This is a genomic window from Vibrio sp. Isolate23, from assembly GCF_022398095.1.
In the GTDB taxonomy this organism is placed as follows: Bacteria; Pseudomonadota; Gammaproteobacteria; order Enterobacterales; family Vibrionaceae; genus Vibrio; species Vibrio coralliilyticus_A.
This window is the reverse complement of record NZ_JAKEUV010000001.1, coordinates 1,021,300-1,046,643: the sequence shown is the minus strand read 5'-3', so window position 1 is coordinate 1,046,643 and position 25,344 is coordinate 1,021,300. Positions and strand designations below refer to the sequence as shown.

General features: G+C 44.2%; 23 protein-coding genes and 1 pseudogene. 18 read left to right on the top strand and 6 right to left on the bottom strand.

Annotated elements, in window-relative coordinates; genetic code table 11:
- Positions 1–7: 7 nt before the first annotated feature.
- Entirely contained in the window at positions 8–901 is an 894-nt protein-coding gene (locus L1D31_RS04690) for a LysR family transcriptional regulator (RefSeq protein ID WP_239835907.1), read from the bottom strand.
- 115 nt (positions 902–1,016) lie between these two features.
- On the opposite strand from L1D31_RS04690, the gene L1D31_RS04685 reads away from it, so the two are divergent.
- On the top strand, positions 1,017–1,538 hold the full coding sequence (locus L1D31_RS04685) for an NAD(P)H-dependent oxidoreductase (RefSeq protein ID WP_239835906.1): 522 nt from the start codon (positions 1,017–1,019) through the stop codon (positions 1,536–1,538).
- Positions 1,539–1,718: 180 nt separating this feature from the next.
- On the opposite strand, the gene L1D31_RS04680 is transcribed toward L1D31_RS04685, so the two are convergent.
- Positions 1,719–2,360 (bottom strand): MarC family protein, encoded by a 642-nt coding sequence (locus L1D31_RS04680; RefSeq protein WP_239835905.1) that lies wholly within the window; start codon positions 2,358–2,360, stop codon positions 1,719–1,721.
- Between the two features lie 157 nt (positions 2,361–2,517).
- On the opposite strand from L1D31_RS04680, the gene nfsA reads away from it, so the two are divergent.
- The 14 genes from nfsA (at position 2,518) to L1D31_RS04615 (ending at position 14,564) form a co-directional block, all read left to right on the top strand.
- Positions 2,518–3,240, top strand: coding sequence for an oxygen-insensitive NADPH nitroreductase (gene nfsA, locus L1D31_RS04675; RefSeq protein ID WP_239835904.1), 723 nt, complete (start codon positions 2,518–2,520; stop codon positions 3,238–3,240).
- Positions 3,241–3,665: 425 nt separating this feature from the next.
- Positions 3,666–5,447 carry an SgrR family transcriptional regulator gene (locus L1D31_RS04670; protein WP_239835903.1) on the top strand — a complete coding sequence of 594 codons (1,782 nt, stop codon included), beginning with the start codon at positions 3,666–3,668 and terminating at the stop codon, positions 5,445–5,447.
- A 163-nt stretch (positions 5,448–5,610) separates the two neighbouring features.
- Positions 5,611–6,609 carry an ABC transporter substrate-binding protein gene (locus L1D31_RS04665; protein WP_239835902.1) on the top strand — a complete coding sequence of 333 codons (999 nt, stop codon included), beginning with the start codon at positions 5,611–5,613 and terminating at the stop codon, positions 6,607–6,609.
- Positions 6,610–6,682: 73 nt separating this feature from the next.
- Positions 6,683–7,582 (top strand): proline/glycine betaine ABC transporter permease, encoded by a 900-nt coding sequence (locus L1D31_RS04660; RefSeq protein WP_239836382.1) that lies wholly within the window; start codon positions 6,683–6,685, stop codon positions 7,580–7,582.
- Entirely contained in the window at positions 7,575–8,798 is a 1,224-nt protein-coding gene (locus L1D31_RS04655) for a glycine betaine/L-proline ABC transporter ATP-binding protein (protein ID WP_239835901.1), read from the top strand. Before L1D31_RS04660 ends, L1D31_RS04655 begins: the two co-directional genes overlap by 8 nt.
- Positions 8,799–9,048: 250 nt before the next feature.
- Positions 9,049–9,996: a hypothetical protein gene (locus L1D31_RS04650; protein WP_239835900.1), complete on the top strand. Its 948-nt coding sequence runs from the start codon at positions 9,049–9,051 to the stop codon at positions 9,994–9,996.
- Between the two features lie 127 nt (positions 9,997–10,123).
- Positions 10,124–11,086, top strand: coding sequence for an alpha/beta hydrolase (locus tag L1D31_RS04645; protein WP_239835899.1), 963 nt, complete (start codon positions 10,124–10,126; stop codon positions 11,084–11,086).
- Positions 11,079–11,369 (top strand): hypothetical protein, encoded by a 291-nt coding sequence (locus tag L1D31_RS04640; protein WP_239835898.1) that lies wholly within the window; start codon positions 11,079–11,081, stop codon positions 11,367–11,369. Before L1D31_RS04645 ends, L1D31_RS04640 begins: the two co-directional genes overlap by 8 nt.
- 239 nt (positions 11,370–11,608) lie before the next feature.
- The gene (locus L1D31_RS04635; protein ID WP_045986485.1) at positions 11,609–11,980 is read left to right on the top strand and encodes a zf-TFIIB domain-containing protein; all 372 of its coding nucleotides are present in this window, start codon (positions 11,609–11,611) and stop codon (positions 11,978–11,980) included.
- Between the two features lie 175 nt (positions 11,981–12,155).
- A complete protein-coding gene (locus L1D31_RS04630; RefSeq protein ID WP_239835897.1) occupies positions 12,156–12,503 on the top strand; it encodes a DUF4144 domain-containing protein in 348 nt (115 codons plus the stop codon).
- Positions 12,504–12,593: 90 nt separating this feature from the next.
- Positions 12,594–13,301: a class I SAM-dependent methyltransferase gene (locus tag L1D31_RS04625; protein ID WP_239835896.1), complete on the top strand. Its 708-nt coding sequence runs from the start codon at positions 12,594–12,596 to the stop codon at positions 13,299–13,301.
- A gap of 24 nt (positions 13,302–13,325) precedes the next feature.
- Positions 13,326–13,730 carry a fosfomycin resistance glutathione transferase gene (gene fos, locus L1D31_RS04620; protein ID WP_239836381.1) on the top strand — a complete coding sequence of 135 codons (405 nt, stop codon included), beginning with the start codon at positions 13,326–13,328 and terminating at the stop codon, positions 13,728–13,730.
- Positions 13,731–13,797: 67 nt separating this feature from the next.
- The gene (locus L1D31_RS22565; RefSeq protein ID WP_345772830.1) at positions 13,798–14,037 is read left to right on the top strand and encodes a GDCCVxC domain-containing (seleno)protein; all 240 of its coding nucleotides are present in this window, start codon (positions 13,798–13,800) and stop codon (positions 14,035–14,037) included.
- Between the two features lie 92 nt (positions 14,038–14,129).
- Positions 14,130–14,564, top strand: a complete 435-nt coding sequence (locus L1D31_RS04615) for a GNAT family N-acetyltransferase (protein WP_239835895.1) — start codon at positions 14,130–14,132, stop codon at positions 14,562–14,564.
- A 123-nt stretch (positions 14,565–14,687) separates the two neighbouring features.
- Here the strand turns inward: L1D31_RS04615 and L1D31_RS04610 are convergent, their stop codons facing one another.
- Entirely contained in the window at positions 14,688–18,215 is a 3,528-nt protein-coding gene (locus L1D31_RS04610) for an ATP-binding protein (protein WP_239835894.1), read from the bottom strand.
- A gap of 389 nt (positions 18,216–18,604) precedes the next feature.
- Here L1D31_RS04610 and L1D31_RS04605 point away from each other — a divergent pair, with 389 nt between their 5' ends.
- Positions 18,605–20,197, top strand: coding sequence for a BCCT family transporter (locus L1D31_RS04605; protein WP_239835893.1), 1,593 nt, complete (start codon positions 18,605–18,607; stop codon positions 20,195–20,197).
- A 185-nt stretch (positions 20,198–20,382) separates the two neighbouring features.
- Here the strand turns inward: L1D31_RS04605 and L1D31_RS04600 are convergent, their stop codons facing one another.
- Positions 20,383–21,114 (bottom strand): siderophore ferric iron reductase, encoded by a 732-nt coding sequence (locus L1D31_RS04600; RefSeq protein WP_239835892.1) that lies wholly within the window; start codon positions 21,112–21,114, stop codon positions 20,383–20,385.
- A gap of 129 nt (positions 21,115–21,243) precedes the next feature.
- Positions 21,244–22,119 carry an acetyl-CoA carboxylase, carboxyltransferase subunit beta gene (gene accD / locus L1D31_RS04595; protein ID WP_239835891.1) on the bottom strand — a complete coding sequence of 292 codons (876 nt, stop codon included), beginning with the start codon at positions 22,117–22,119 and terminating at the stop codon, positions 21,244–21,246.
- A 101-nt stretch (positions 22,120–22,220) separates the two neighbouring features.
- Between accD and L1D31_RS04590 the strand changes: the two genes are divergently transcribed.
- Together L1D31_RS04590 and L1D31_RS04585 are read left to right on the top strand one after the other, a co-directional pair.
- Positions 22,221–23,126, top strand: a complete 906-nt coding sequence (locus tag L1D31_RS04590; RefSeq protein ID WP_239835890.1) for a LysR family transcriptional regulator — start codon at positions 22,221–22,223, stop codon at positions 23,124–23,126.
- A 220-nt stretch (positions 23,127–23,346) separates the two neighbouring features.
- Entirely contained in the window at positions 23,347–23,901 is a 555-nt protein-coding gene (locus tag L1D31_RS04585; RefSeq protein WP_275658286.1) for a prepilin-type N-terminal cleavage/methylation domain-containing protein, read from the top strand.
- Positions 23,902–23,990: 89 nt separating this feature from the next.
- On the opposite strand, the pseudogene L1D31_RS04580 reads toward L1D31_RS04585, so the two are convergent.
- Positions 23,991–25,332: pseudogene (locus tag L1D31_RS04580) on the bottom strand (IS4 family transposase); the annotation flags it as partial.
- Positions 25,333–25,344 lie beyond the last annotated feature (12 nt).

Sequence of the window (25,344 nt, the reverse complement as noted above, 5' to 3'; positions counted from 1 at the left end):
TCTAGATTTAAGTGAAATTCTCTGCCATAAAATCAATAAAGGTCCTAACCTTCACCGACATATGCTTACGGCTCGGATAGACAAGGCAAAGGTCGATTTTATTTTTGGGAAGATAGCTGAACAGCTCAACCAATCGGCCTGTCGCAACTGCATCCCGAGCATGTTCTTCTGGTAAGCGAGTGATACCAACACCTTCGAGGCACATGCTCATTTCCATATCAGGGCTATTGGCAGAAAAAACGCTATTTACTTCGACTTTGATGGCTTCTCCATCAGCGTCAATGTACTCCCATAAATTAGGATTCTTTTGGTAGCTATAAGTAATAGCTTTGTGTTGGGACAACTCTATAGGAGACTTTGGTGTTCCATAGGCTCGAAGGTAACTTGGCGCTGCCACCGTCACAGAGCCTGTGGTTTTTATCCGTCGACTGATTAAACTTGAATCCTCGGCTCTGTGTACAGCACGCACCGCAACATCAATCCCTTCAGCGACAAGATCAATTCTGCGATCGCTTAAGTTTACTTCAAAGGTCACTTTCGGGTATTGAGCCATAAATTTGGCTAACATCGGGCTCAATTCCACCACCCCCAAACTAACTGGGCAACTGATTCTTAAATGCCCTTGGGGCTCACTTTGTTTGCCACCTAATGCGTTTTCTATATCTTCTGCGCTTTCGACCAACTGCTTACAGCTTTCATAATACAGCTCACCTTCAGGAGTTAGGCTCAGGGTACGGGTGGTGCGATGCATCAACCTAACCCCAAGACGCTCTTCTAACTTAGAGATTTCTTTACTGATGTAAGAAGTAGAATGGCCAGTGTTCTGAGCAGCCTGAGTGAAACTTCCTGTGTCCACAACGTAAACAAAGATCACCATTCCATCCAGCAGATTCGTTTTCATTTTACACCTTAATTACAAGTCATATGGAAATAATAATTACACATTTGCCCTATTAATCAATTAAAGGAATCAAACTATAGTTAACTCAACACCAAGAGTAAGTGAGGACATGAAGATGAAAGTATTAGCCTTTGGCGCAAGCAGCAGCAAACATTCAATTAACCAAAAATTGGCATTCTACGCGGCGAAACAGATAGAAGGCGCAGATATTTCACTTATAGACATCAACGACTATGAAATGCCCATTTTTAGTGAGCACAGAGAAAAAGAACTCGGCTCCCCACAACAGGCACAACAATTTTTTAAAGCCATTGGAGAGGCAGATATCGTGGTTATTTCCTTTGCTGAGCACAACGGTTCTTACACTGCAGCGTATAAAAACCTGTTTGATTGGACTTCACGTATCAATATGAAAGTATTCCAAAATAAGCCTGTCATTCTCTTAGCAACCTCTCCAGGTGCTGGCGGTGCAAGCAGTGTACTGAACACAGCTCAAGGTTCGGCTCCCTACTTCGCTGCTGATGTAAAAGGTGCACTGTCACTACCAAACTTTTACGACAATTTCGACATTGAGGAAGGCGTAGTAACTAACCAAGCGTTCAACCAACAGTTATTAGCTATCGTTCAAGCCTTATAATGATTCAGCTGCAGCAAGGCTCAGCTTATCATGCAGCCAACCTACCAAACACAAAAGAGTTATATCCCGATGGCTGCTGCGTTAACTCTTAAATGGGAATATAGTAAGAGCTCAATGAAAAAGAGCTTAATGAAAGAAGCCACCCTTACTGGGTGGCCTTAGTTTTATAACTCAAACGATTTAAGCCAAAACGGTTTTGTAGGCTTCGACTAGACCTTCTATTAACGTTTGAGTACCAATCACTGCCAAGATCAAGCCCATCATTTTGGTGACTACATTCAATGCACTCGGACCCACCGCTTTTACCAGCTTATTGCCAAACAAGAACAACACGTAAGTAATGGCACACAATACACCAAAGGCTACAATGGTAATAATGGTCTGATCAAAGCCACCAGCTGTCGCGAAGTTCATCGCCGTTGCAATCGTTCCTGGCCCAGCCAGTATCGGGGTCGCTAAAGGAGACACAGCCACACTCAAAGCCGCTTGCTGCTGCTCTGGCGAATAGGCTTTTTCCTTCGTTTTGTAATGAGTTGAGTTTCCTTGCAGCATATTGAAACCAATAAGGAAAACCAAGATACCACCAGTGATACGCAATGCGTACAAGGTAATGCCAAACAAATCGAAAATTAACTTTCCGGAGATCACAAAGACAAAAACTATCCCGAAAGCGATTAAGACTGAGCGTAAGGCTATCGACTTTACCGTCTGGCGATCCTCATCACTGGTCAGCCCAAGGAAAATTGGAATATTAGCAATCGGGTTCATGATAGCGAAAAAACCCATAAATACAGTCACTGTATGTAGCACTAACTCTTTCATAACCCCTTCTTATTTCTATTCATTTTCAAAACTTCATCCAGATGTGAACAATAGCTGCGAAACAGAAAAGTAACAACTCCATGATCTCTACTCGACTTTCAATAAGATACTAGATATGTTGCACATGCAACTTATATAAAGAATAAAGGACTCAGCCATGACACCAACGATAGACACCATTTTGTCTCACCGTTCTATCCGTAAATTTACCGATCAGGCCATTGACTCATCTCAGCTCAATATCATTATTCAATCTGGCCTTGCTGCTTCGTCTTCCAGCATGTTGCAAGTCGTGTCTATTATCCGTGTGACGGATAACGAAAAGCGTCAAGCTTTAGCGCATTTAGCAGGAGATCAATCATACGTCGCAAGCGCTGCTGAGTTCCTTGTATTCTGTATTGACTATCAGAGGCATTTTGAGATAAACCCGAAAGTAAAGCCTGAATTTACTGAACTCACACTGATTGGTGCAGTAGATTGCGGCATTATGGCTCAAAATTGCTTGCTTGCTGCAGAATCTCTGGGCTTAGGGGGTGTTTACATCGGTGGACTAAGAAGCTGCGCTCAAGAAGTGGATGACGTACTTAACTTGCCGGCCAATAGCGCTGTTTTATTTGGATTATGCTTAGGTCACCCCGATCAGGATCCTGAAATCAAACCCCGCCTACCTGCGCACGTAATCGTACATGAGAATGAATACCAGCCTCTCAACCTTCAAGATATTGAAGACTACGATACGACGATGCAAACTTACTATGCCGCTCGAAGCAGCAACCAGAAACAGAGCACATGGTCTGAACAAGTGACGGGGAAACTGGCCGGAGAATGCCGTCCACACATCAAGCCTTACCTCAATGGTAAGGGGTTAGCGATAAAGTAAATATCTCCATCACAAGAGGTAATCGCTTACCTAAGGTATAAAAAGAGCAGCACGGCCAATCATGTTAGTGGGGTTTTGGAGCATGTTGCTTGGCTGTGCTGCTATCTTTAGCCACTTACCAATGGCAAAGATGTATTAAAGCCAAAATAGCGGAACGTTCCAGCCAAGAGTCCGCTTTTTCCAATCTCTCATAGTAATAACAGACTAGTGGCTTCTGTTTGCTGTAATTCATCTTTTCTCTCTTAATCCTGTGTTGACCTGCTTATTATTTCTCTATAATAGGAACAGAAAAACCGAGAACTTTTATTTAATCACTTCCCTATAAAATCATTAACAGCCTTAAATGAAACGAAAATTCACTTTTATTATTAAAATAGGGAAATGATTATTTTGTATTGTGCTTATTTTTACTATCTGGAGCCCTTGTGTCAGATTTAACCTTGTTGCGCTACTACTCCCGGCTCGAGCCATTAGGAGTGGGTGAAGAAATCAAAATAGCCCTACCTCAAGTGGCTGAACTCCTGTTCACTAGCCCTCGTCATGCAAGAAATTTAATCAACCAGATGCAACAGCTTGAGTGGCTGGAGTGGGTTCCAAAGGTGGGCCGAAACCAACGCTCCAGTTTGTTACTCAATCATCCACTGAATGAGCTGAAGTCACAGCTGGCGGCGAAGCGCATATTGGAAGGAAAGTATGAAAAGGCCTTGGGTATTCTCGATAACGATGAAACTGCATTTGGGCGTCTGTTACAGAGCACATCAGGGGCCTCACTTCGAGAAGGCCTGCTCCATATCCAATTAACCTACAAACGCTCTTTTGAACGACTCGTTCCCCATCAACTACAGCGTTCCAGCGAGCGATACTTATTACGCCAAATCTACTGTTGCTTGGTCAGCAGTGATGCCGAAGGTAACCTTGAACCTCAGCTTGCTCATCATTGGCACTATGATGAAACACATTACCAATGGACGTTTTATCTTCGACCTTCACTCACTTTCCATAACGGGGCAGCCATAGATGCAGACAGTATTGTTAGCCTGTTTGCTAAACTTTCAACACTGGTCAATTATCAAAGTGAACTAGCCCATTTAGTCAGCGTGACGTCTCCAATGGCGAACAAGGTGATCTTCCAGCTTTCACAGCCCGATCAAGGGTTTGGGGGCCTGATCTCAGGTGTCAAATATTCGATTCAACCCACCAGCCAAGTCAATAATGCCCACAGCTATGCTGTGATTGGTTCCGGGCCTTTTCAAGTAAGTGAACATTCACAGACCCGCCTTTGTTTGGAAGCATTCGAGCGATTTTACGGGTGTCGAGCACTCACGGATCAAGTGACTATCTGGAAGCTAGATGAAAGTGAATTAACGAACAAACAGATTCAGACTAATCAGCCAGGTGCACAGGAAAGCCGTGAGTGTCATTATTACCTTTCTCATGCTGTCGACATTAAGGTCCGCAATGATACTCAGCAGTCACGTATCGAAGACGGCTGTATGTTCATACTGTTCAATCAAATAGCCTCCACCACACTGAATGATGCTCAGCGGCGCTATCTATCTTCACACTTGAGTTCTGTGCGTGTGTTTGAACAGCTCAAATCAAATCAGACATTATTTGGCTGTGAAATAGCACACAATATGTTACCGATGTGGCATCCAGTTATTCGACCCGAGGCACCCAGTGTTGAATTGCCAAAGCAACTCGACATTGCTGTTTACGACTATACAGTGCTAAGAAACTGTGCTTTTGCCGTCAAAGCTATTCTCGCTGAACTAGGAGTCGATGTTCAAGTTCAAACATACTCCTACCGACAGCTCAATGAACTGGCTCAAAATCAACAACTCAACCAGTCCATGATCATTACGAATATCAATTTAGATGACAATCGACACGCTTCCGCTTTTAGCAGCCTGTACCATAATCCGGTTCTACAAAGCTGTATTGGCCAAGACTCAAAACAATGGCTCACTCAATCGCTCAATACACTTCGTTCAAAAACGCCTCTAAATCAATATCTTGATGCTTTGGAGCCCATAGCTTCCGCATTGATCAATCAATACTGGTTAACACCACTTTTCCATCACCGCCAAACCTTGCGCTTTCATGGTGTTCTTAAGGATGTCGAGCTCACCAATTGGGGCTGGCCGGATATCCGTAATGTATGGTCAACGGATGATTCAGTAAGTGATTCGCACCCTTATATTTAGTTCTCTAATAGAGAGTTTTATCTAAAACCCTCATTTTATCTACAAAACCTGAAAATTAGCCACTAAACCAACATCTCACTTCTTGATACTCACAAATTAATCATTTGAACACTAATTAATTTTTTACTAATCTGTGCTTGTATACTTCAGAAAGGAATTTGAAATGAAATACGCAACTGCAGTGTTAGCCCTCATTGCCACCAACGCCGCTTTTATCTCTCATGCTTCTGCCAATGAATGTGGCAAGGTCACCATCGCTGATATGAACTGGAACTCTGCCAGCCTAATTGCCAACATTGACCGCTTTATTCTTGAACACGGTTACGATTGTGAAGCCGAGCTTATTCCAGGCGATACGATGCCAACAGGCACATCTATGATCGAAAAAGGTCAACCAGATGTCGCACCTGAGCTATGGAGTAACAGCCTTAAAGATGCTCTAGATAAAGGTGTTGAAGAGAAGCGGCTTCGCTATGCAGGGCGCTCACTGGTTGATGGCGGTGAAGAAGGGTTTTGGATTCCGTCTTATTTGGTGAAACAGTACCCTGAAATGAAAACCATTGAAGGTGTTAAAAAACACGCGAACTTATTTGAGCATCCTGAAGATCCTGATAAATCAGCATTCTATAGCTGTCCTGCCGGTTGGAACTGTCAAATTAGCGCTGGCAACCTATTTAAAGCACTGAAACTCGATAACTCTGGCTTCGTCATTGTTGACCCCGGCTCAAGTGCGGGCCTATCGGGCGCCATAGCAAAAGCTTATGAGCGAAAAGAACCATGGTTTGGTTACTACTGGGCACCAACAGCTGTTCTCGGTAAATATGACATGGTTAAAGTTGATTTTGGTAGTGGTGTCGATGAAAAAGAGTTTATCTCTTGTACCACCAACGCCGACTGCGATGCACCTAAAGCCACAATGTACCCACCATCACCAGTACACACGATTACAACCGAAGCCTTCGCTAATCGTGCACCAGACGCTTATCAATACTTTACCAAACGTGGCTTCACCAATGCTGACATGAACCAGTTACTAGCGTGGATGGAAGACAACCAAGCGGATGGTGAAGAAACCATGTATTACTTCTTGGAAGATTACCCGCAAATCTGGACTAAATGGGTTTCTCAAGACGTCGCTAACAAAGTAAAAAGTGCGCTTTAACAAGACGTTATCACTGATATGCAGTACTCCAAAGCCAGCCTTGTCTGGCTTTGGTTTTAAAAGGAATTAAATGATGTCTACAGAAAACTGGCTGAACAGCTTTCCTGAAATGGAACGTTCTGATTTAAGAGCGATTAGAAAAACACTCGATGGTGCTTATCGAGAATTCTCTCGAGAATACGGAGAATTCATTGAATCTCTCTTTGACCCGCTCCTCTCTTTTCTCATCTGGTTTGAGAAACTGCTTCTTTCAACACCTTGGGTCATTATTCTTGCTATTTGTACCGGTCTTGTGTTCCTCGCCAGCCGCTCCTGGAAACTAACACTCGGCTGTTTCGTGTCGCTGATACTCATCGGTTACTTCGGCATGTGGGAAGACACCATGCGTACGCTGAGTATTATCACCGTCTGTACACTGCTTTCCATCGCCCTCGGAATCCCTATTGGTATCGCAATGGCACGTTCCGATCGTATTCAGTCAGCGGTGACTCCCCTGCTGGATATCATGCAAACCATGCCAGCATTCGTCTATCTAATCCCCGTGGTCATGCTGTTGGGTATTGGTAAAATTCCAGGGCTGATCGCCGTCGTAATTTACGCTATTCCTCCCGTTATTCGTCTCACTAACCTTGGAATCCGGTTGGTCGATAAAGAAGTACTCGAAGCAGCAACGGCCTTTGGAGCCAGTGCCAAACAGAGACTATGGGGCGTTCAACTTCCACTTGCCATGCCAACCATTATGGCAGGGATCAACCAAACCATTATGATGTCTCTATCGATGGTCGTTATCGCATCGATGATCGGGGTAAAAGGTCTAGGACAACCTGTACTTAAATCTATTACCAACCAATACTTTACCCTAGGCCTGCTCAATGGCTTTGCTATCGTGGCCTTAGCGATTCTGTTTGACCGAGCATCGCAAGCCTACGCAAAACGTACTCAAGCTCACCTAGGAGACATGAAACATGACTAAACCTCTTATTGAAATTAGTGGCTTGTATAAAGTTTTCGGACGCAAACCTGAGTCGGTTATGGAACGGGTGAAAGCCGGCGACAGCAAAGAGGAAGTACTTGCAGATACTGGGCATACCGTCGGCCTCAAGGATATCAACCTTAAAATCAACAAAGGTGAAATCTTCGTCATTATGGGTCTCTCAGGTTCAGGTAAGTCGACATTAATCCGTCACTTTAATCGCCTCATCGACCCAACTGAAGGACAGATTCTGGTTGAAGGCACAGACGTTATGCAACTCAATCAGAAGCAATTGGAAGAGTTTCGTCGCCATAAGATGTCGATGGTGTTTCAACGCTTCGGTTTGTTACCACACAGAACTGTCGTGGAAAACGTATCTTACGGCCTTGAAGTTCAAGGCGTAGAGAAAACCCAGAGGCGGACCAAAGCCGAGCAATGGTTAGAAACGGTTGGTTTGAAAGGGTACGAAAACCAATACCCTGCGCAATTATCCGGTGGCCAACAACAACGGGTGGGTCTTGCACGAGCACTGTGCACTGACGCCGAAATCTTATTGATGGATGAGGCCTTTTCAGCGCTCGACCCTTTGATTCGCAGTGAAATGCAAGACCAACTCATTGAGTTACAGGAGAAGTTGCATAAAACCATTGTGTTCATCACTCACGATCTTGATGAAGCTCTTCGTCTCGGGGATCGCATTGCCATTCTGAAGGATGGCTTATTGGTTCAACAAGGAACACCTGACGAAATCCTGCTCCACCCAGCAGATGAATACGTTGAGGCCTTCGTGAAAGATGTCAACCGTGCACGAGCTCTGACCGTAGAAACGGTAATGCAGCCTCCAGCATATCGCATTACTGCGACTAGCATTCAAGAAGCTATCAAACAAATGAAAGGCATCAAGCAAGACTACGCCTATCATGTGACCGAAGAAGGCTATCAGGGTATCGTCACCAAAGAGAGCTTACTAGATGCGGCAAAGGACACATCAAGTAAAGAGTTCAATGAAGAGATCTACGAAGAAGTACCAGCCATTTCTCCAGATGCTGCCATTGAAGAAGTCCTGATGGAAAGTATCTCTTGTGATTACTCACTCCCTGTGGTCGATGAAGAAGGCAATTTACAAGGGGAGCTGGAAAGAAGCGCAGTAGCAGAGATCTTCTCCGATCAAACGGAGGAAGACACCCCTTCCCCAAAGTTGGATAAGGTGTCCTAAATCTGCATAAAGCCGCTTTAGACATCTAGCTCAAATCTAAACTCCACACATTATCGTGTGGAGTTTTATTTTGAAGTAACCACAAAACGTAAAATCAGAATTCTTATCATTCATAGAAATTCCTCCTCGGTATGATCAACTTTCTATCTTTATTCCAAACTTTGAACATAATCACGCTGTTGCATTTGAAATCGAAAATCTAGTCCGTATCTTGTATTGGTAAATACAAAATAACTGTATGGATAAACAGGTGCTAGCAAGCAAATTTCAGGTGCATTATTATTTTGATGATCATTCGCATTCCATGGATGCAATGGTACGTAATCAGTGTGAGTGTGAGATCATTGCCATACTGTTGGAAATTGCTAACGCACTAGAAGAGAATATTCTGATAGAAAGTGAAGCTCATCAGGAAGGCGGTTTGCGCGATATCTGGAAGGTAGCTAATGCCAATGCTGGCATGCTTTCAGTGATCGTCGGTATTGCCTCACTGGCCCTCCCTCTTCTCCCAAAATCAGACTCTGAGCTTGAACGCCTCCAGAAAGAAGAGCTACGTTTAAGCATTGAAGAGCGCAAGTTGAGAATCGAAAAGCTCAAAGCTGAAGTAAAGTCTGACAATGTCACACCTGAAACCATTTCCAAAGTTGCAGAAGTTGTTAACGAAAACTACAAGGTGATTACTCGTCGCTCGAACCTGTTTAAGCACTTAGACAATTATCCGAAAGTGATCCAATTAGGCGTCAACAGTCTCACTGAATCCGGAGAGGAAGCTTTGCCCGAATCCCACATCAGCCGATCCGCCTTTAAGCAATATGTTTTACCTACTCACCGCCTACCGATGCAAACCATAGATGATGCAGTGATAGAAATAGTTTCGCCAGTATTAAGGCAAGGCAACTATCGATGGAAAGGCATCTGGCAAGGGCAAAACATCAGCTTTACGATGAAAGATATCAGCTTCAAACAAGATGTTCTGAGCAAACAAATCAGCTTCCAACATGGCTCTTCTATCCGCTGCGTCATGAATATTCGCTCTAAGCTAGACCACATTGGTGAAATCGTGATCACCAGCTTTTCCGTGGAGACGGTTCTGGAACATGGTCATGGCGTTGACTCTCATGAAACTCCGCAGGGTAGCGCCTATCATCATCGACGAAGTTTGGAGGCGGCTCAGGGCGATCTGTTTGAAACCTCTTGAGAGCTGAGATTACTTTGCCTTTACTCACCTAAGGCTTTTCTCTCCCAAAAGCCGAACTGTATGTATATACATATTAAATTTATAAAATTAGAATCATGACTATGCAATCTAGCAGTAAGGAATAATAATGATTGAACACTTGGAGTCAGGTATCCGAGAACTGGTTGAAGGATTCATTGACGCTGGAAAACCTTGTCCTTCAGAGCAACCTGTTGAAGCAAGGCGTGCCGGTTATCAATCAACAGTTGAGCTGGCAGGCAAAGGCCCTGAGATGGCGCAGGCGTATATCGATATCGTTAACGGGCTTACGCTCAAAATTTTCAGACCCAGCGACGCTTCTCACTTGCCGATAACGATTTACTTTCACGGAGGTTGCTTTATCAGTGGAGGCTTTGACACCCATGAACAGCAGTTGCGTCAACTCGCGGCCGAATCCAACAATGTGGTGATCTGCGTTCAATACCGATTGGCGCCAGAGCACACTTATCCTGCCGCTCACGATGATGCCTACAATGCCGTTGTCGCAATCCGAGAAATGGGCTCGAAATATGGTGGTGATACTGAACGTATCTCCTTGGTAGGCGATAGTGCTGGCGGCCATCTCGCATTAGTGACAACAATGCGCCTTAAGCAAAGACAAAACTGGCTCCCTGAGCGCCAGATTCTCATTTACCCAATGCTTGATCCACATGGTTCATCGGCCAGCTACAAAGCCAATGCAACCGACTACATCATTACCGACAAAATGCTGCTATCTGGCTTTGATATGTATCTTGGTGATAAAAGTCCAGAGCACATTGATGCAAACCCTGAACTCAACCCGCTGCTATGTGGTGACTTTCGAGGTTTACCTCCAACTTCTATTATCACAGCAGAATTTGATCCATTAAGAGACGAAGGTGAGCAGCTTTACCGCCTGCTGTTGAAACATGGTGTAGAAGCGCATTGTGAGCGATATTTAGGCGTCATACATGGCTTTTATCAGCTTTCTGCTGTCAGTCAATCAGCAGTACGTTGTATTAGTCATATTGCCGCCGAGCTGGCTAGCTCGACTCCAAGTACATTAAACAGAGGTCAGCGACATGATTGAATTGGATTACCTCGTTCAAGTCACTAAGCTACCGAACGATCTAAAGAGCGCTTCTGGGGATGTGAATCACCATCTGTACGACACCTATGAAATTTACCAACGTGTCATCGATTCTAACTTGCTGTGGCGTGTCTGGTTACTCGACGAATACGATCAGGTGTGGCTTGAAGTCAATTTCATCAACTCTGAAGGTGAGGCAGAGTTTCACACCATTAAGATCGATGAAGGCACCTACAACAAAGTGGACTTTGATCGTTACCAAGCGCTAGATAAGCTTGAGTAGTTCCAGTGCAAGATTGAATCTCTGAGCTTCAAACCCTCAATTGTCCAATTACTCATTTTGATGCACACATACTCGTTTGCATTCTTACTGTTTGATATAATGGGAAATTATACAATAAACACTGAGATTCCCGAGAATTATGCCTAGAGTGTATTTCCATCGCACATAGCGACTTCGCGGGTAATCAAAGACAACAATAATCAGCAAAACGATATTCAGATTGGATAAAAGGTAAAAACATGAAATGCCCAAAATGTGACTCTAACTTTGAGCAACTTCAGACACCGCTAGGTGATGTGGAAAGATGTATTGATTGTAAAGGGCTTTGGTTAGATGCCCATGAAATCGAAGCGATGAAGCCACTTGCAGATGTCATCGACAATGGTGATGAGGAAATTGGCAAAGCGTACAACGCAATCGATCGTATTCAATGCCCAATTTGCCCAAACAACCAGATGTTGAGACTCGTCGACCCAAAACAGCCACATATTTGGTTTGAAAGTTGCCCTACTTGTAAAGGTCGTTTCTATGATGCCGGTGAATTCAAAGATCTTGCGACCATTGATCTATCGGATTTCTTCAAAAAGTTTGTGACATCTGAACGCGTTTAACACTCTCGCTCAATCAACAGATAAAAAGCGCCCCACCCAAGCAGTGGTGCGCTTTTTACTTTTAAGGTATAACGCGATAATTAATGATGTCAGGCCACGTTAAGCAACACCAGCAATAGTTTACTTACCTTCTTGCTTTTAATTTGTCTAGACCAGTCAATCAAAGGAATTCATTTTGATAGATACCATCAACCACGAGAACAATGAGATCCAATGGCCCGCTTTTCTTAAGCTCGAAGGTGATAACGAACTCGTTTACCTCGCTTCACAAGATATGCTTTTTCGAGAGCTAGAATCACTGATACTCGACACCAACGATTTGGTCATCGATTCTGCTGGAAGGTGTTTCCAACTGGCATCAGACTCTGAAACAATCGGGTTAAACATGACGCCAAAAACATACGACTTGATCGAAATAACCGACCTAATTCAGGCACATGAATTTAGCAAAGCTCAAGTTTGTATTATAAAGATTCAATTTGATTCCATTCACGCCGCGATCGATTCATTACGCGATCAATAAAAGATCAACATTTGTTCACGCCAGGCGTTCGCGCTTACAATACGCTTCCCTCCTATAGCGGATTCACTGCTCACACAAAAGGTCTCTATCATGTCTGAAATGTACACCAAACACGCTAAACAGTACGATGCTGTCGTCAAGGACAACATTTACAACGCCTTGCTAGAACGCCCTTCAACCATGGAGCTCCTCGATGACCTTTCAGGTGCTGATGTCGTTGACATGGGCTGCGGTTCCGGCGTGTATGCTGAGTGGTTTATCGGCCAATCGGTGAAGCAACTAACTTGTGTTGATGCGTCTAGCGATATGATCGATCTTGTTCAGGCCAAACTGGGCGATCAAGTCAGCGCTTACGTACAGGATATTGCGAAAGGCCTTCCTCAGGAGTCAGACAGTAGCGCCGACGTCATCGTCTGCCCTCTAGTGTTGCACTATATCGAAGATCTCACACCAGTCTTCTCAGATGTGTATCGAGTTCTTAAACCCGGTGGTTACATCGTATTTTCAACCCACCACCCTTTTGCAGATTTTGAATGTTCGATCTCGGGCAATTACTTTGAACGAGAATCCATCGAAGAAGAGTGGAATACGGTCGGTACGCCGGTCAAAGTGAGCTTCTATCGACGCTCTCTGATGGAAATCAGTGAGGCAATTAGTGCGTCTGGGCTAAAGATATCTCGTATTACCGAAGGTAACGTGGATGAAAAAGTGAAATCCGTTTGTGAAGCTACCTATCAGCGTTTGAAGAACAACCCTAATTTCATTTTCTTCCGTTGTGAAAAGCCAAGCGCAGACTAATCAAACAAACCCTGTTGGATAATGATGATAACCGGACTCAACCACATCACTCTCGCTGTAAGTAACGTAGAACGTTCGTTGGACTTCTATACTCACGTTCTCGGCTTTGAAGGAGAGGTCATATGGGAGAAAGGCGCTTACCTCTCGATAGGGGAATTGTGGTTGTGCCTATCTCTAGACTCCCCTTGCCCTAAAACCGATTACAGCCATATTGCATTTAATGTCGCTGAGGAAGACTTCGCTACCCTATGTGAACACCTGAATAAACACAAAGCTGAGCAATGGAAAAGTAACCAAAGTGAAGGTTCCTCTGTGTATATTCTCGACCCCGATGGGCATAAACTGGAGGTTCACTGTGGAAGTTTGGAAAGCCGATTAAAAAGCTTAAAATCAAGACCTTACCGTGGATTAAAGTGGTTGAAGCCCTAGTCTGATATTCGCACCTATGCTTAAATACTGCAAACGGTGGAGGTGCAACCATGGAAGTAGTAACAGAATCCAAACTGACTTGCCCAAGTGCGGTTTTTCGAGCCTAGAATCTATGCCAGATAACACCAGCGTTTACTTCTACGAATGTAAAAGCTGTGGCGAACTCCTTAAGCCACTACCAGGCGACTGCTGTGTATTTTGCTCTTATGGCACATCCGATAATGCTCAGCAAGGCTTACTTATTTGTACGATGAGTAAAAACCACCTTTCAGCACAGTTTCATTCTCTTCAGGAAAGCGGCTATTGAGCGCCAATTTTGACAAATCGGTAACTTATTGATAAGTATTGATTTAAAACATTGTTACGTCCAACAATCACCGGCATAGCAAGGTGGCTAAATTGGTGACCATTCGCCCAATGACAATCGAAGATTACGACGCCGTAATTCGGTTGTGGCTTCAGACTGAAGGCATGTCCGTAAGGGATGCCGATTCTCGTGAGAACATTGCACTCTACCTCGACAGAAACCCCAATTTAAGCTTCGTAGCAATCAGTGAAGGTCACATTATCGGCGCTGTTTTGGTTGGCACCGATGGTAGGCGGGGCTATCTACAACACCTAGCGGTCTTACCACAGTTTCGCGGTCAGAGAATTGGCTATCAGTTGATAAGCCAATCCATTAACGCGCTAGCCAATATCGGCATTGCTAAAACTCATCTGTTTGTCCACGACGACAACCTCAATGCACAAAAATTCTATGAGAAACTGGGCTGGTTCCCTAGAGATAACATCTGGATGTATTCGTATAATTCTTCTAGTAATTCCAACGTCTGAATCAACGCAAAGAACAGAAATGCTACACGATTAAAGGTGGTTGGGTTTGCGTCGCGTACCACCTTATATCGTGTATGACCATTAATAATACAGGCATTAAATCAAGCGATTCTAGCCCGCATACTACGCAAGGTAAGCATCAATTTCCCTGCGTAAACGGATATCTGAATACAGTACTTTTTTATAAATTTCAGAGATATAGTTTATATTCATGCCTTCTGTTTTACGGGCTTCACTTTCAATTTTGCTAAAGAGTTCTCTTAGCTTATCAGCTCCTATATCGCCACAAACGGCTTTTAACTTGTGGCTCCATTCAAATATCTCTTGTGAATTACCTTCCTTAATAGATTGACCTAATGCTTCAATATGCTCTGATGCCGTTTCTCTAAAAATCTCAACAACAGTGTGCAAAAGCTCATGGTCCCCACGCATTCTTACAAGAGCATTATCTTTATCCCACTCAGGTTCACCACCTTCTACCATCTCTTCGGAAAAACCCTCTGCATAATTCATGGAAAACGCCTCATCAGGCAACCCCGCCCACTGCTCAACTTTCTTGATGAGAAGTTCTGCATCAACGGGTTTGGAAATAAAATCGTTCATTCCATAGGAAATACATTTCTCTCGCTCACCAGAGAAAGCGTTCGCCGTCATGGCGATAATTGGTAGCTTGCCACTGCCATATGTCTGGCTGTTGTACCTTAATTGACGGGAGCAGTCGTAGCCATTCATCACTGGCATCTGACAGTCCAATAAGATGCAATCGAAAGGTACCCCTTTCATAAACGACTTCTTAACAACTTCAAGACACTGCTCGCCATCATGAGCAAAAAAGACTAACGCACCGACTCGCTCCAGATACCCGCGAGCCACTTCTCTATTTATCTCGTTATCGTCGACAACCAACACTCGGGTACCGGACAGATCGATATCAATAGAGAGGGCTTCATTTTCTATGATCTCAACATTGACATCTTTTGTTTGCTCCCCTCTAAACGCAACCAAAAAGTCCAAATAAGTACTTGGCTTCGATATCCTAAAAGAATTAGGGTAATGCCCCGAAGATTGGTTTAAGTGTGCGCACAGTTCAATCGCATGTAGCGAGCTATCTGTTTTAGCTCTAGCTTTAACCATTGAGATTATCTCTTGTCGCAGCGGGTGAACATCATCAAAAATTACCCTATCAGACTGTTTCAGGCTCTCTGAGGAAGTGTCTGTTATGTGCAAGACCTCTCCCCCTAATGAATGAACCGTGCGAGTAACCGATTCTAATAGAGATTCATTATTGAGTGCGATTGCCACTACTTGTCCCGACAAAATCAACGCTTTTTCTTCCTGCTCGCACTGGCTCTCATCAAAATCAACGAAGAACTTAAAATGGCTGCCTTTATCTTTTTCAGATTCAAACTCAATCTCGCCATTCATCAGTTTGCACAACTGTCGACATATCGATAACCCCAGTCCAGTGCCACCATATTGCTCTGAAACTTCAGACTTTTCTTGAGAGAATGGTTGGAAAAGACGATGCTGATTCTCTTTCGCAATCCCTATTCCCGTATCGTAAACATCCACAACCAACCTCACTACACCGGACTCTTGTTGAGTCACTGAGACCAGAACCTTGACTTCCCCCTCATTGGTGAACTTGATTGCGTTATTGATCAGGTTACTCGCAATTTGCTTTATTCTATTTGGGTCACCAAACACCTTTTTGTAGTCGATATCTACTGTATCTAAAATCACCTCGAGCCCCTTTTCTCGGGCTTTGACCGCACAAGTTTGCACTAGAGTTTCTAGCACATCTCTTGGTGAAAAAAGGATGTGATTAATTTCCAACTTCCCGGATTCAATTTTCGATAAATCAAGAATATCGTTAATCAATACAGCAAGCGTGTTGACACTATTTTCAGCCATAGCGAGGTAGTTACTTTGCAACGCGCTCAGGCCACCGGTCTTAATTAAACTCAACATCCCCATCATCCCATTGAGAGGAGTACGCATTTCGTGGCTAATGGTGGCAATAAACTTACTTTTGGCCTGACTGGCTTCTAGCGCCTTTTCATGGGCGTCTTCTAGTTGAAAGCTGTACGCCTGCAACTCTTCTGTCCGCTGGGCAACTTTTTCTTCTAGCTCAGAGTTATAATTTTCTAATGCCTCTTGCGCTTTTACGGCGCCAGTGATGTTACGAATATTCACCACCAAGGAGTCACTTCTTCGCTGGCCATCAGAAACAATAGGGGCAACACTTACCTCAATAAATACTGTGTCGTCCATCGTGATTTTGTCTTCGATAAACTGTATCGCTTGTGCATTTTTAGCCTGCTCTAATACTTCGGATAAATCATGCTCAGATAATGTCACAATACTCGATAGAGGTTTATTCATCACATAATGCTCAGCTTGGCCAAACAGCTTTTCAGCAGAGCGGTTCCAAGTGGTAATGGCTCCAGAAGCATCAAGGCAGATGATCGCATCAGAAGCATTTTCAATGACCGTTTTCGATCGAGAGTTCATTTGGTTGAGCTGTAGACTTGACTGGTATGAACGGTAGAACAATGAAAGGGCAACAAGAGCAAACACAAGAACAAACCCCACCACTAACCATAACTCGGTGAGCTCCTCTTGAATGATGTCTTGTACCGTTAGCTGATTAATCACACTGTAGAGGGTAAGCTGCTTTGAATCATTGTTACCAAGATAAACCTCTTCCTTGGTTGCTAGCCAACTTCCGCTTCCTGCTTTCGACGTAATATCAAAATATCCATTTTCGACCTCTCGAATATCGTATAGCAGATGGATATTTGCGGATGGCTCCAACTGGCGTGTAAATTGTTTTTTTTCGTTCTCGGCAGTAATGAAATACCCATCACTGTCTACCAGCCAGTTATCGTCCGCCAAAACATGTGCCTGGGTCAGATAGGTTAATAAAGAACTCGCATCGATATTAATTTTCAGCGCACCAAAGCGCTTCCCAGATTCATAAAAAATCGGCATAAAAATCCGATAAGTAGGTTGAAAAGGAAACGCTACTCGGCCATGTTCACGATTCAAGTTAATCGGGGTGATGTAGATTTCGCTGAAATTAAGCGTTTTGAGCGCACCGTAGTAGGATTCTTTACCCTTACTCTGTAATTGATTGTCAGGCAGGATAAGTACTTTCCCCTGAATACGATCAACTCGAATAAACTCTTGTCCTGCCTCATCTGCCACTATCACACTCAACTGCATGATATCTGGGGTATTCTCTATCATCCCTTTGAAAATAATACTCAGACGCGCTTTCCATTGTTCCAATGTAGTGCCATCAGCTACATCTAAACCGTCATTACTGAGCGCTCTCGTGATCCCTGAAATAGGTGGTGTCGAGTGAAGAAATTTAGCAGCGGCGATGTTTCTTTCTATATGCTCACGAAAGTAGTCGGCCTTGGTCATCGACTCCACTTGCAAAGCCTCTTTTACTTGAGAGAGACTTTTTTCTGTATTTTTGATCACAAAGTAGTAGATCGCCAACGCACCCAGTAAGGCAAATACTAGGAAAAAAAACCATTTAGCCAGCCTTCGTTTTATTACCATACCATCCCCATCGACCACATTAGTAACGTACTGATAATAGTAGACCATATGCGTATTTTTAGAGGCTAAGACCAGCATTTAAAACGCTAGAATAAGGGGAGTTTCACACCTTTAGGCTGTCCTTATACTTTCACCTAGCATTTTGTTAAACAGATGGCTCGACTTAGGATCGCATAAACACAGTGAAACTGGCTTGACTCACTCCTATAACATGATGTTTTGTTCCCCCTCCCAGCCAAGATAATTCAGGACTCTCAACCATAAAGAATTGCGACATGTATCACTCGCATTACGGCAAGAAACAACATCATATGGCTTACCCTATATTTAGTTAGACCTCTACTAAATACCTCCTCCACTATTTACTTAATTATTTTTAATAAACCTGATTTTCTTTAGTTTTACCAAGTATTCTGGTAACCTCTGCACGAATTTTACTTCGAGCTCTAAATAATTAGTGAGGATTAATGAGTAGTACTAAGGATAGATATAGTATTGAAAATACCGATTATACCGTCGGTCAAGACAACGTTCAGAAATGGGGTTTTGACGTGCATAACCCTGTTTTTGGAGCCAGCGCGGGCCTGATCATTGTCTTTCTTGTCGCCCTTCTTATCACCGATCCCACCGTTGCAAAATCCACTATTGATGGCGTAAAGCTGCAAATCATCGAGTCTTTTGACACGCTGTTTATGTGGTCTGGAAATGTATTCCTAATTTTCTGTATTGGCCTAGTTTTATCACCTTATGGCAAAATTCGCATTGGTGGTGTCGATGCCAAACCTGAGCATTCCAACCTTTCGTGGATTGCCATGCTGTTCGCTGCGGGTATGGGTATCGGCTTAATGTTCTGGGGCGTTGCAGAACCTGTTGCTTACTTCACTGGTTGGTTTGAAACTCCGCTGGGTGTCGAGCCATACACTGAAGAAGCAGCTAAAGTGGCACTCGGTGCAACCATGTTCCACTGGGGTCTTCACCCTTGGGCAATTTACGCAGTCGTAGCTCTGGCAATGGCCTTCTTTGCCTTCAATAAAGGCCTACCTTTATCGATCCGTTCGGTTTTTTATCCTATTTTGGGCGACCGTACTTGGGGCTGGTTTGGTCACATCATTGATGTGCTTGCAGTTCTCGCTACCTTGTTTGGTCTCGCGACCTCACTTGGGCTTGGCGCTCAACAAGCCGCCAGTGGTATCAGCCATGTTTTTGGTATCGAGAGTGGACTCGGCCTTCAACTTGGTGTGATCGCTTTTGTTACCAGCCTAGCCATTATCTCCGTTATTCGCGGCATTGATGGCGGGGTCAAAGTACTGAGTAACGCCAACTTACTTGTGGCTTTTGCGCTGCTAATGTTTGTTATCATTGCTGGTTTTGCAACGGCACTCGGCACTATTCCAACTACCATCGCCGGTTACGTTGAAAATATGCTGCCACTGAGTAACCCTTATGGTCGCGAAGACGAAGCTTGGATGCATGGCTGGACCGTCTTCTACTGGGCTTGGTGGGTATCATGGTCACCATGTGTCGGTATGTTTATTGCTCGTATTTCCAAAGGCCGAACAGTAAGAGAGTTCCTGACGGCTGTGATTCTGATACCAACCGCTATCACTCTTGTCTGGATGTCAGCCTTTGGGGGAATCGCAATCGAACAGGTCATCAATCAGGTTGGTGAGTTAGGTCAAAATGGCCTTACAGATATTACTTTGTCACTGTTCTATGCCTTTGACGCTATGCCGATGGGGACAGTGCTTTCTGTAATCTCTATTATATTAATCATGGTGTTCTTTATCACCTCATCTGACTCTGCTTCACTGGTTGTCGACAGCATAACTTCAGGCGGAAAAGTGGATGCACCGATTCCACAACGCATTTTCTGGGCATCGGTAGAAGGAGCTATCGCAGCAATGTTGCTTTGGATTGGTGGCACAGAAGCCATTCAAGCGCTGCAAGCAGGAACCATCTCAACTGGCTTACCATTTACTGTGATTCTGCTGACCATGTGTGTCAGTCTGTTGATGGGCATGCGCACCGAGCTGCAACATCACAAGCTCAGCTACGCTTAAGTGATACCGATACCACTCGTTTAAGCGACTTAAACAATCTTGAATCCCCACTAACTTTGTTAGTGGGGATTTTTTTATAACAAGAAAACGACAAAAGGGGCTTTACTCAGTTGTATTGGCCTTTCCGCGATCATCCTCACCATGGCGCTGAAACAACGTAGCGCCGGAACGTTAGGAACGCAGAGCTAGGTTTTATTATCTGGATGTCGCGGACAATCCTCGCAGAGTTTACGCCCGTGACACTTGTATACCAAACAACAACTGGTACGCACCAGTTTCAACTCTCCACTTTGTTCATCCACGGTCAGTGTTGTAGCCAATTTAGCTGGCAACCCACACGCATCCAACCAAAGTGAAGCCTGTTCAAGCAAATAGTCATTCGGAATATCAGGGGCAAACTTACTCAGCTTGACCAGACAACCCAGCACACCATCAGCGAACAAGTGGTTGGTAAAGCCCGGACGAATCCGCGTCCACTGGCTCATTTCTTCGCGAAAAAAAGCAAACAAGGTCTGCAGTTGAATACCAGCTTTTGCTACTAACTCCGCCTCTGTGCCATGAACATGCTCTGTAGATTCGAATTGAAAGCCTGCTACAAACTCCGACTGCACTTTTTGTCCAATACGAGTGAGATCAGGTAAACCATGCAACGCATAAATCGAGATGAATGAAAGGTAAACTGGTTGCCAACAAATCAGATCCCACGTTCGGGTTAGCCAATAGGCAGAGCCAGCTTCAGGATGAGCCGCTTTAAGGCGCTCATACAAATCCTGGATATTTTCACTGCACGGATGATCGACGTGAATGATGTCTTGCTGAGGCGCATCTTCGGGGATCGGTGCAATCACACCAGCCAGATAAGGCGTTACTTGTTGCGCGTATTCGAATAGGTGATCGAAGAAAGCGTCTGAGCTCATAGTGGCGATATTTATAGAATCAAAATCAACTTGTTAGGATAGTGATAACATGAGGTTAATGCAATTGATTCTTATTACTTTGAAAAATAAGCAACTAGCCTTGCTTTGAAGAGTGCTTTGCCGGGCAAACTAGACCGCATTAGCATCATCAAGCAGTGTCGTATTGGTCATTTTCGCGATTAATCCACTGACACGCTGTCGCATCTCACGCCGATCAATAATCATATCGATGGCTCCATGTTCTAACAAAAACTCGCTGCGTTGGAAGTTCTCAGGCAATTGTTCACGCACGGTCTGCTCTATAACTCGACGCCCCGCAAAGCCAATAATCGCTCCAGGTTCCCCAATATTAATATCTCCAAGCATGGCTAAGCTAGCGGACACGCCGCCAAATGTCTGGTCAGTCAGCACCGAAACATAAGGTAACCCACAATGGGACAATTGGTTGAGCGCTGCACTGGCCTTGGACATTTGCATTAAAGACATGAGTGATTCTTGCATACGGGCACCACCACAAGCAGAAAAGCACACTAATCCACAATTACCCTCAATCGCTACTTCAACCGCTTTCACAAATCGAGCGCCGACCACAGCCCCCATAGAGCCCGCCATGAAAGCAAACTCGAATGCGCATGCGACGACTGGCATCCCGAACAGAGCCCCCTTCATGGCCACCAAAGCATCGGTTTCGCCTGTCGTCTTTTGAGCAAGCGAGATACAATCTTTATATAGCTTCAGATCTTTGAAATTGAGTAAATCTTTCGGCATAAGATCACTGGCAATTTCTTCTCGATTCTTCTTATCCAAGAAGCTGTCTAATCGGTGACGAGCCTTCATTCTCATATGATGAGCACACTTTGGGCAAACCTCTAAGTTCTCTTCTAACGCCAAACGATAGAGGATTTGCTCACAAGAAGAGCATTTGGTCCAGATGCCTTCTGGGATCGATGCTTTACGAGCACTGATTTTGTTTTTTCTATTAAAGAGGTTTTCTAACCAATCCATGAGAGCCCTTTCAATAACTTGCAGAGCCAACATTGTATAAGCCAGTTATTGGTAATAAAGTGGGTCAAATTGGTTTTATAATCCAATATTTTGGGATAAACATGTTAGATAGAATTGACCAACAATGGCTCAAAAGTTTTCACTGTGTTTACGAAAACAACAGTTTCAAAAGAGCGGCAGAATTTCTCGACCTACCAACCTCCAATGTCAGTCGCCATATCGCTTTACTGGAGGAGCGCCTTGATGTTCGACTGTTTGACCGGACAACACGTAGAATCAACCCAACAGATGCAGGGGAGCACCTTTACATCAGAACTCAATCTCTTTTAGACAAACTCAATGACGCCCTCGAAGAAGTGACCCAGCATTCTCATGAAGTTAAAGGACAGCTAAAAGTGCTGATGCCAGACTCACCCGTCTTAGCCCAAGCGGTCGTTTCATTCTGTCTGGAGCACCCTTCAATTTCATTATGCTGTGATACAAGCATTAATCCAAAGGACGACCCATTAGATGGATTTGATATTGTTATCAGTTCTCACCGTGGCAAACTCGATGACTGCAACTGGGTAGCTAAAGAGATCATGCGATGGCCCAGTGCTGTTGTTGCCTCTCCCAAATGGCTACAAACCCACCCAATTCCGTATCAAATTACCGACCTCAACCATATTCCCTGCATCACCAGTTACACAGTTTTAAATGGCAGCCCATGGGTGTTTAGAAGCGCTGAGGGCGAGTTAGTGACTCAAAAGGTCAGTTCCACCTTCAAGGTCAACAGTGGCTATCTCGCCAAAACAGCAACATTAGCTGGACTCGGCGCAGCCCTATTGCCAATTGAGAGTTGTCGACATGAGTTAGCGACTGGTGAGCTGGCCATGATAGACATGGAGCATCTGCCTGCAGACTTGGTTTTGTATGCTTTTTACGCGTCTAGAAAACATTTAGCCAAAAAAATCCCGATGTTTATTCAACATCTGAAAAATCAGTCAAGAGAAGAGACTTCTATTTAAATAAGGCATAAGAGCATTTCACCTGTGGATTGTGTATTCCTAATAAATATCTCAATATTTCAGTGGCTTTTTTGGTTTTCAATTATTAATCTTAGTAATGTAATTAGGGATTAGGCTCTGTTGTAATCAATTATTTATAGTCATAATTACCCCCTTCTTTATAAACATTTTCATGCAGGTAACCCTGCCATGTGGTAGCAAATAAACGTAGTAGAGTTTGATGAAAAAAACTGGTTTTACATTAATCGAGTTGGTCGTTGTCGTGGTTATTTTAGGCATTCTTGCTGTCGTGGCAGCGCCTAGATTTCTTAACCTTCAATCCTCTGCTCGTGAAGCCACATTGGAAGGTATTGCCAACGCAATGGAAGGCGTGATTAATCAGGTTAGTGCGAAAGCCTACATTAACGGATTAACACCAAGTACGTCTAATCCGGGAAATCAACAGGATTATGTATTGGATTTTGGTATCGGTACCGTTGAGGTCGATTGGGGAGCACTGTGCCCAGAAAGTGAGGGCGAATCAGGTGACGCATTGACCATGCTTGATTTTATAACTCTTGGCACAAGCGATGACCTCACAACAGCCATCGGCAATCGGCATACTGTGATTGGTTTTGAACACTCTTTTTCTGAGACTGAACTTAACAGTAGCAACATCACCACTCTGCCGCAGGGTTGCTATGTCATCTATGATTCCTTTGGAGGAAGGTCTTCTAGCACCTGTCCAGCAGAGGGCTGTGTCTGTACCGTACGGGTTGAAAATACCAACTGTTAAATCAAAGTTCGTCCTCTCTGCCAAGCAAATCCGTTTTGCTTACTTTCAGCACAAAAAAGCCCGGTCATGCCGCAACGTAGTTCACTTAAGCGGTGCTGTGCTGCGTTGCGATTAACCGGATAGCGGGTCTTTGATATTTTTACCGCCCTAGGCCGATTTGGCTTAGGGCGTTTGTCTATAAAAAGGACAGATAAGTCACCACGTAAGCTCTTCAGGCGCTTAGGTGTATTCCCTGGTGATATTGCCTTGCTCATTACTTTCAACTGACTGGCTATGAACTGACAAGCGTATTTGAAGCTGATTTCATTCGGCGAATGACCGTGTTCAGCAGCAGCTTGGCTGGCCTCTCTTCTTACCAAATTATACCCAAGTAACAGCCCTCATAGTTCTTGGTAAACAAGGTCTACGGTCTTACTTCTCAGCACTAAAATGTTGTGTTGCATTGAGATTTTTATGTCTCTATAACCAAGCTCTATCTCCCACCTCTCATGGTATAGCTCAGATACCTGGTCGCGAGGCAGCGAGGTAAACACGGTTTTGGCCTTCCCTTGTACGTCATAGGTGACGGCTCTAACTTTCCATGTTTCCGGAAGGTTAGGATTCTTCTTACGAGCTTGCTGAGAGGTCTTCATCTCAACAAGCATATCGTCGCTTTCTTCATCATCGAGAAGTGTGTATTTCACTCCTTTTTCGCAGGTATTAACCAATGCCTATTAAGACCACTGCTTTCAAGGGACAACAGTAAGTCGGCATCATAAAACCCCTTATCTAATAAGGTCACTGAGTTATCGGGTAGAGCGTCTACGAAGGGCATCGCTAGGGGAATTTCGCCACGACGATAGGGACTGATGGCGGCATCAACGATGATGTGTGAACGAACGTTCATTATGGTCACTACCCTTAACATAGGGTGAGGTGTCTGCCTGTTATTACTGGTATTTCCTGACCCAAAATGTTCTCTGAGTTCTGGGGTATCCGCCGTCCGAAAAAGAGCGCCATCTACCGCGAAGACTTGTAAATCTTGCCACGTGTCGCTTGGATAACGCTCTAGACCCCAAGTACGTCCACCTTGCTTAAATAACCACTCTGGAGCTGCTTTCCCAAGGCGCTGCCTTGCTTGTGTTAATGCACTTTCAGCTCACAGCACCTCGTCCGCTAATCCCTCAGCACCTCGTCCGCTAATCCCTCAGCACAGACGTTCATTCGTCTTGCAACTTCAGCGATAGATTCGTTGCGGAAGAATGCCATTCCAACGATGAGCCAAAGGACCATATCACTGGGTAATCGACGTCGACGAATCGTTGCTTTATCTGAGAGCACAGCGGCTTTGGCTATCCACTCATCGGGAATGTGTTCAGAGAAGGTGGTGAGTTGGGCGACATCAACAGAGTTTTCTTCAAGAAATTCAACAAAACAGTTTTGAATAGACATAAAAAATAGGAA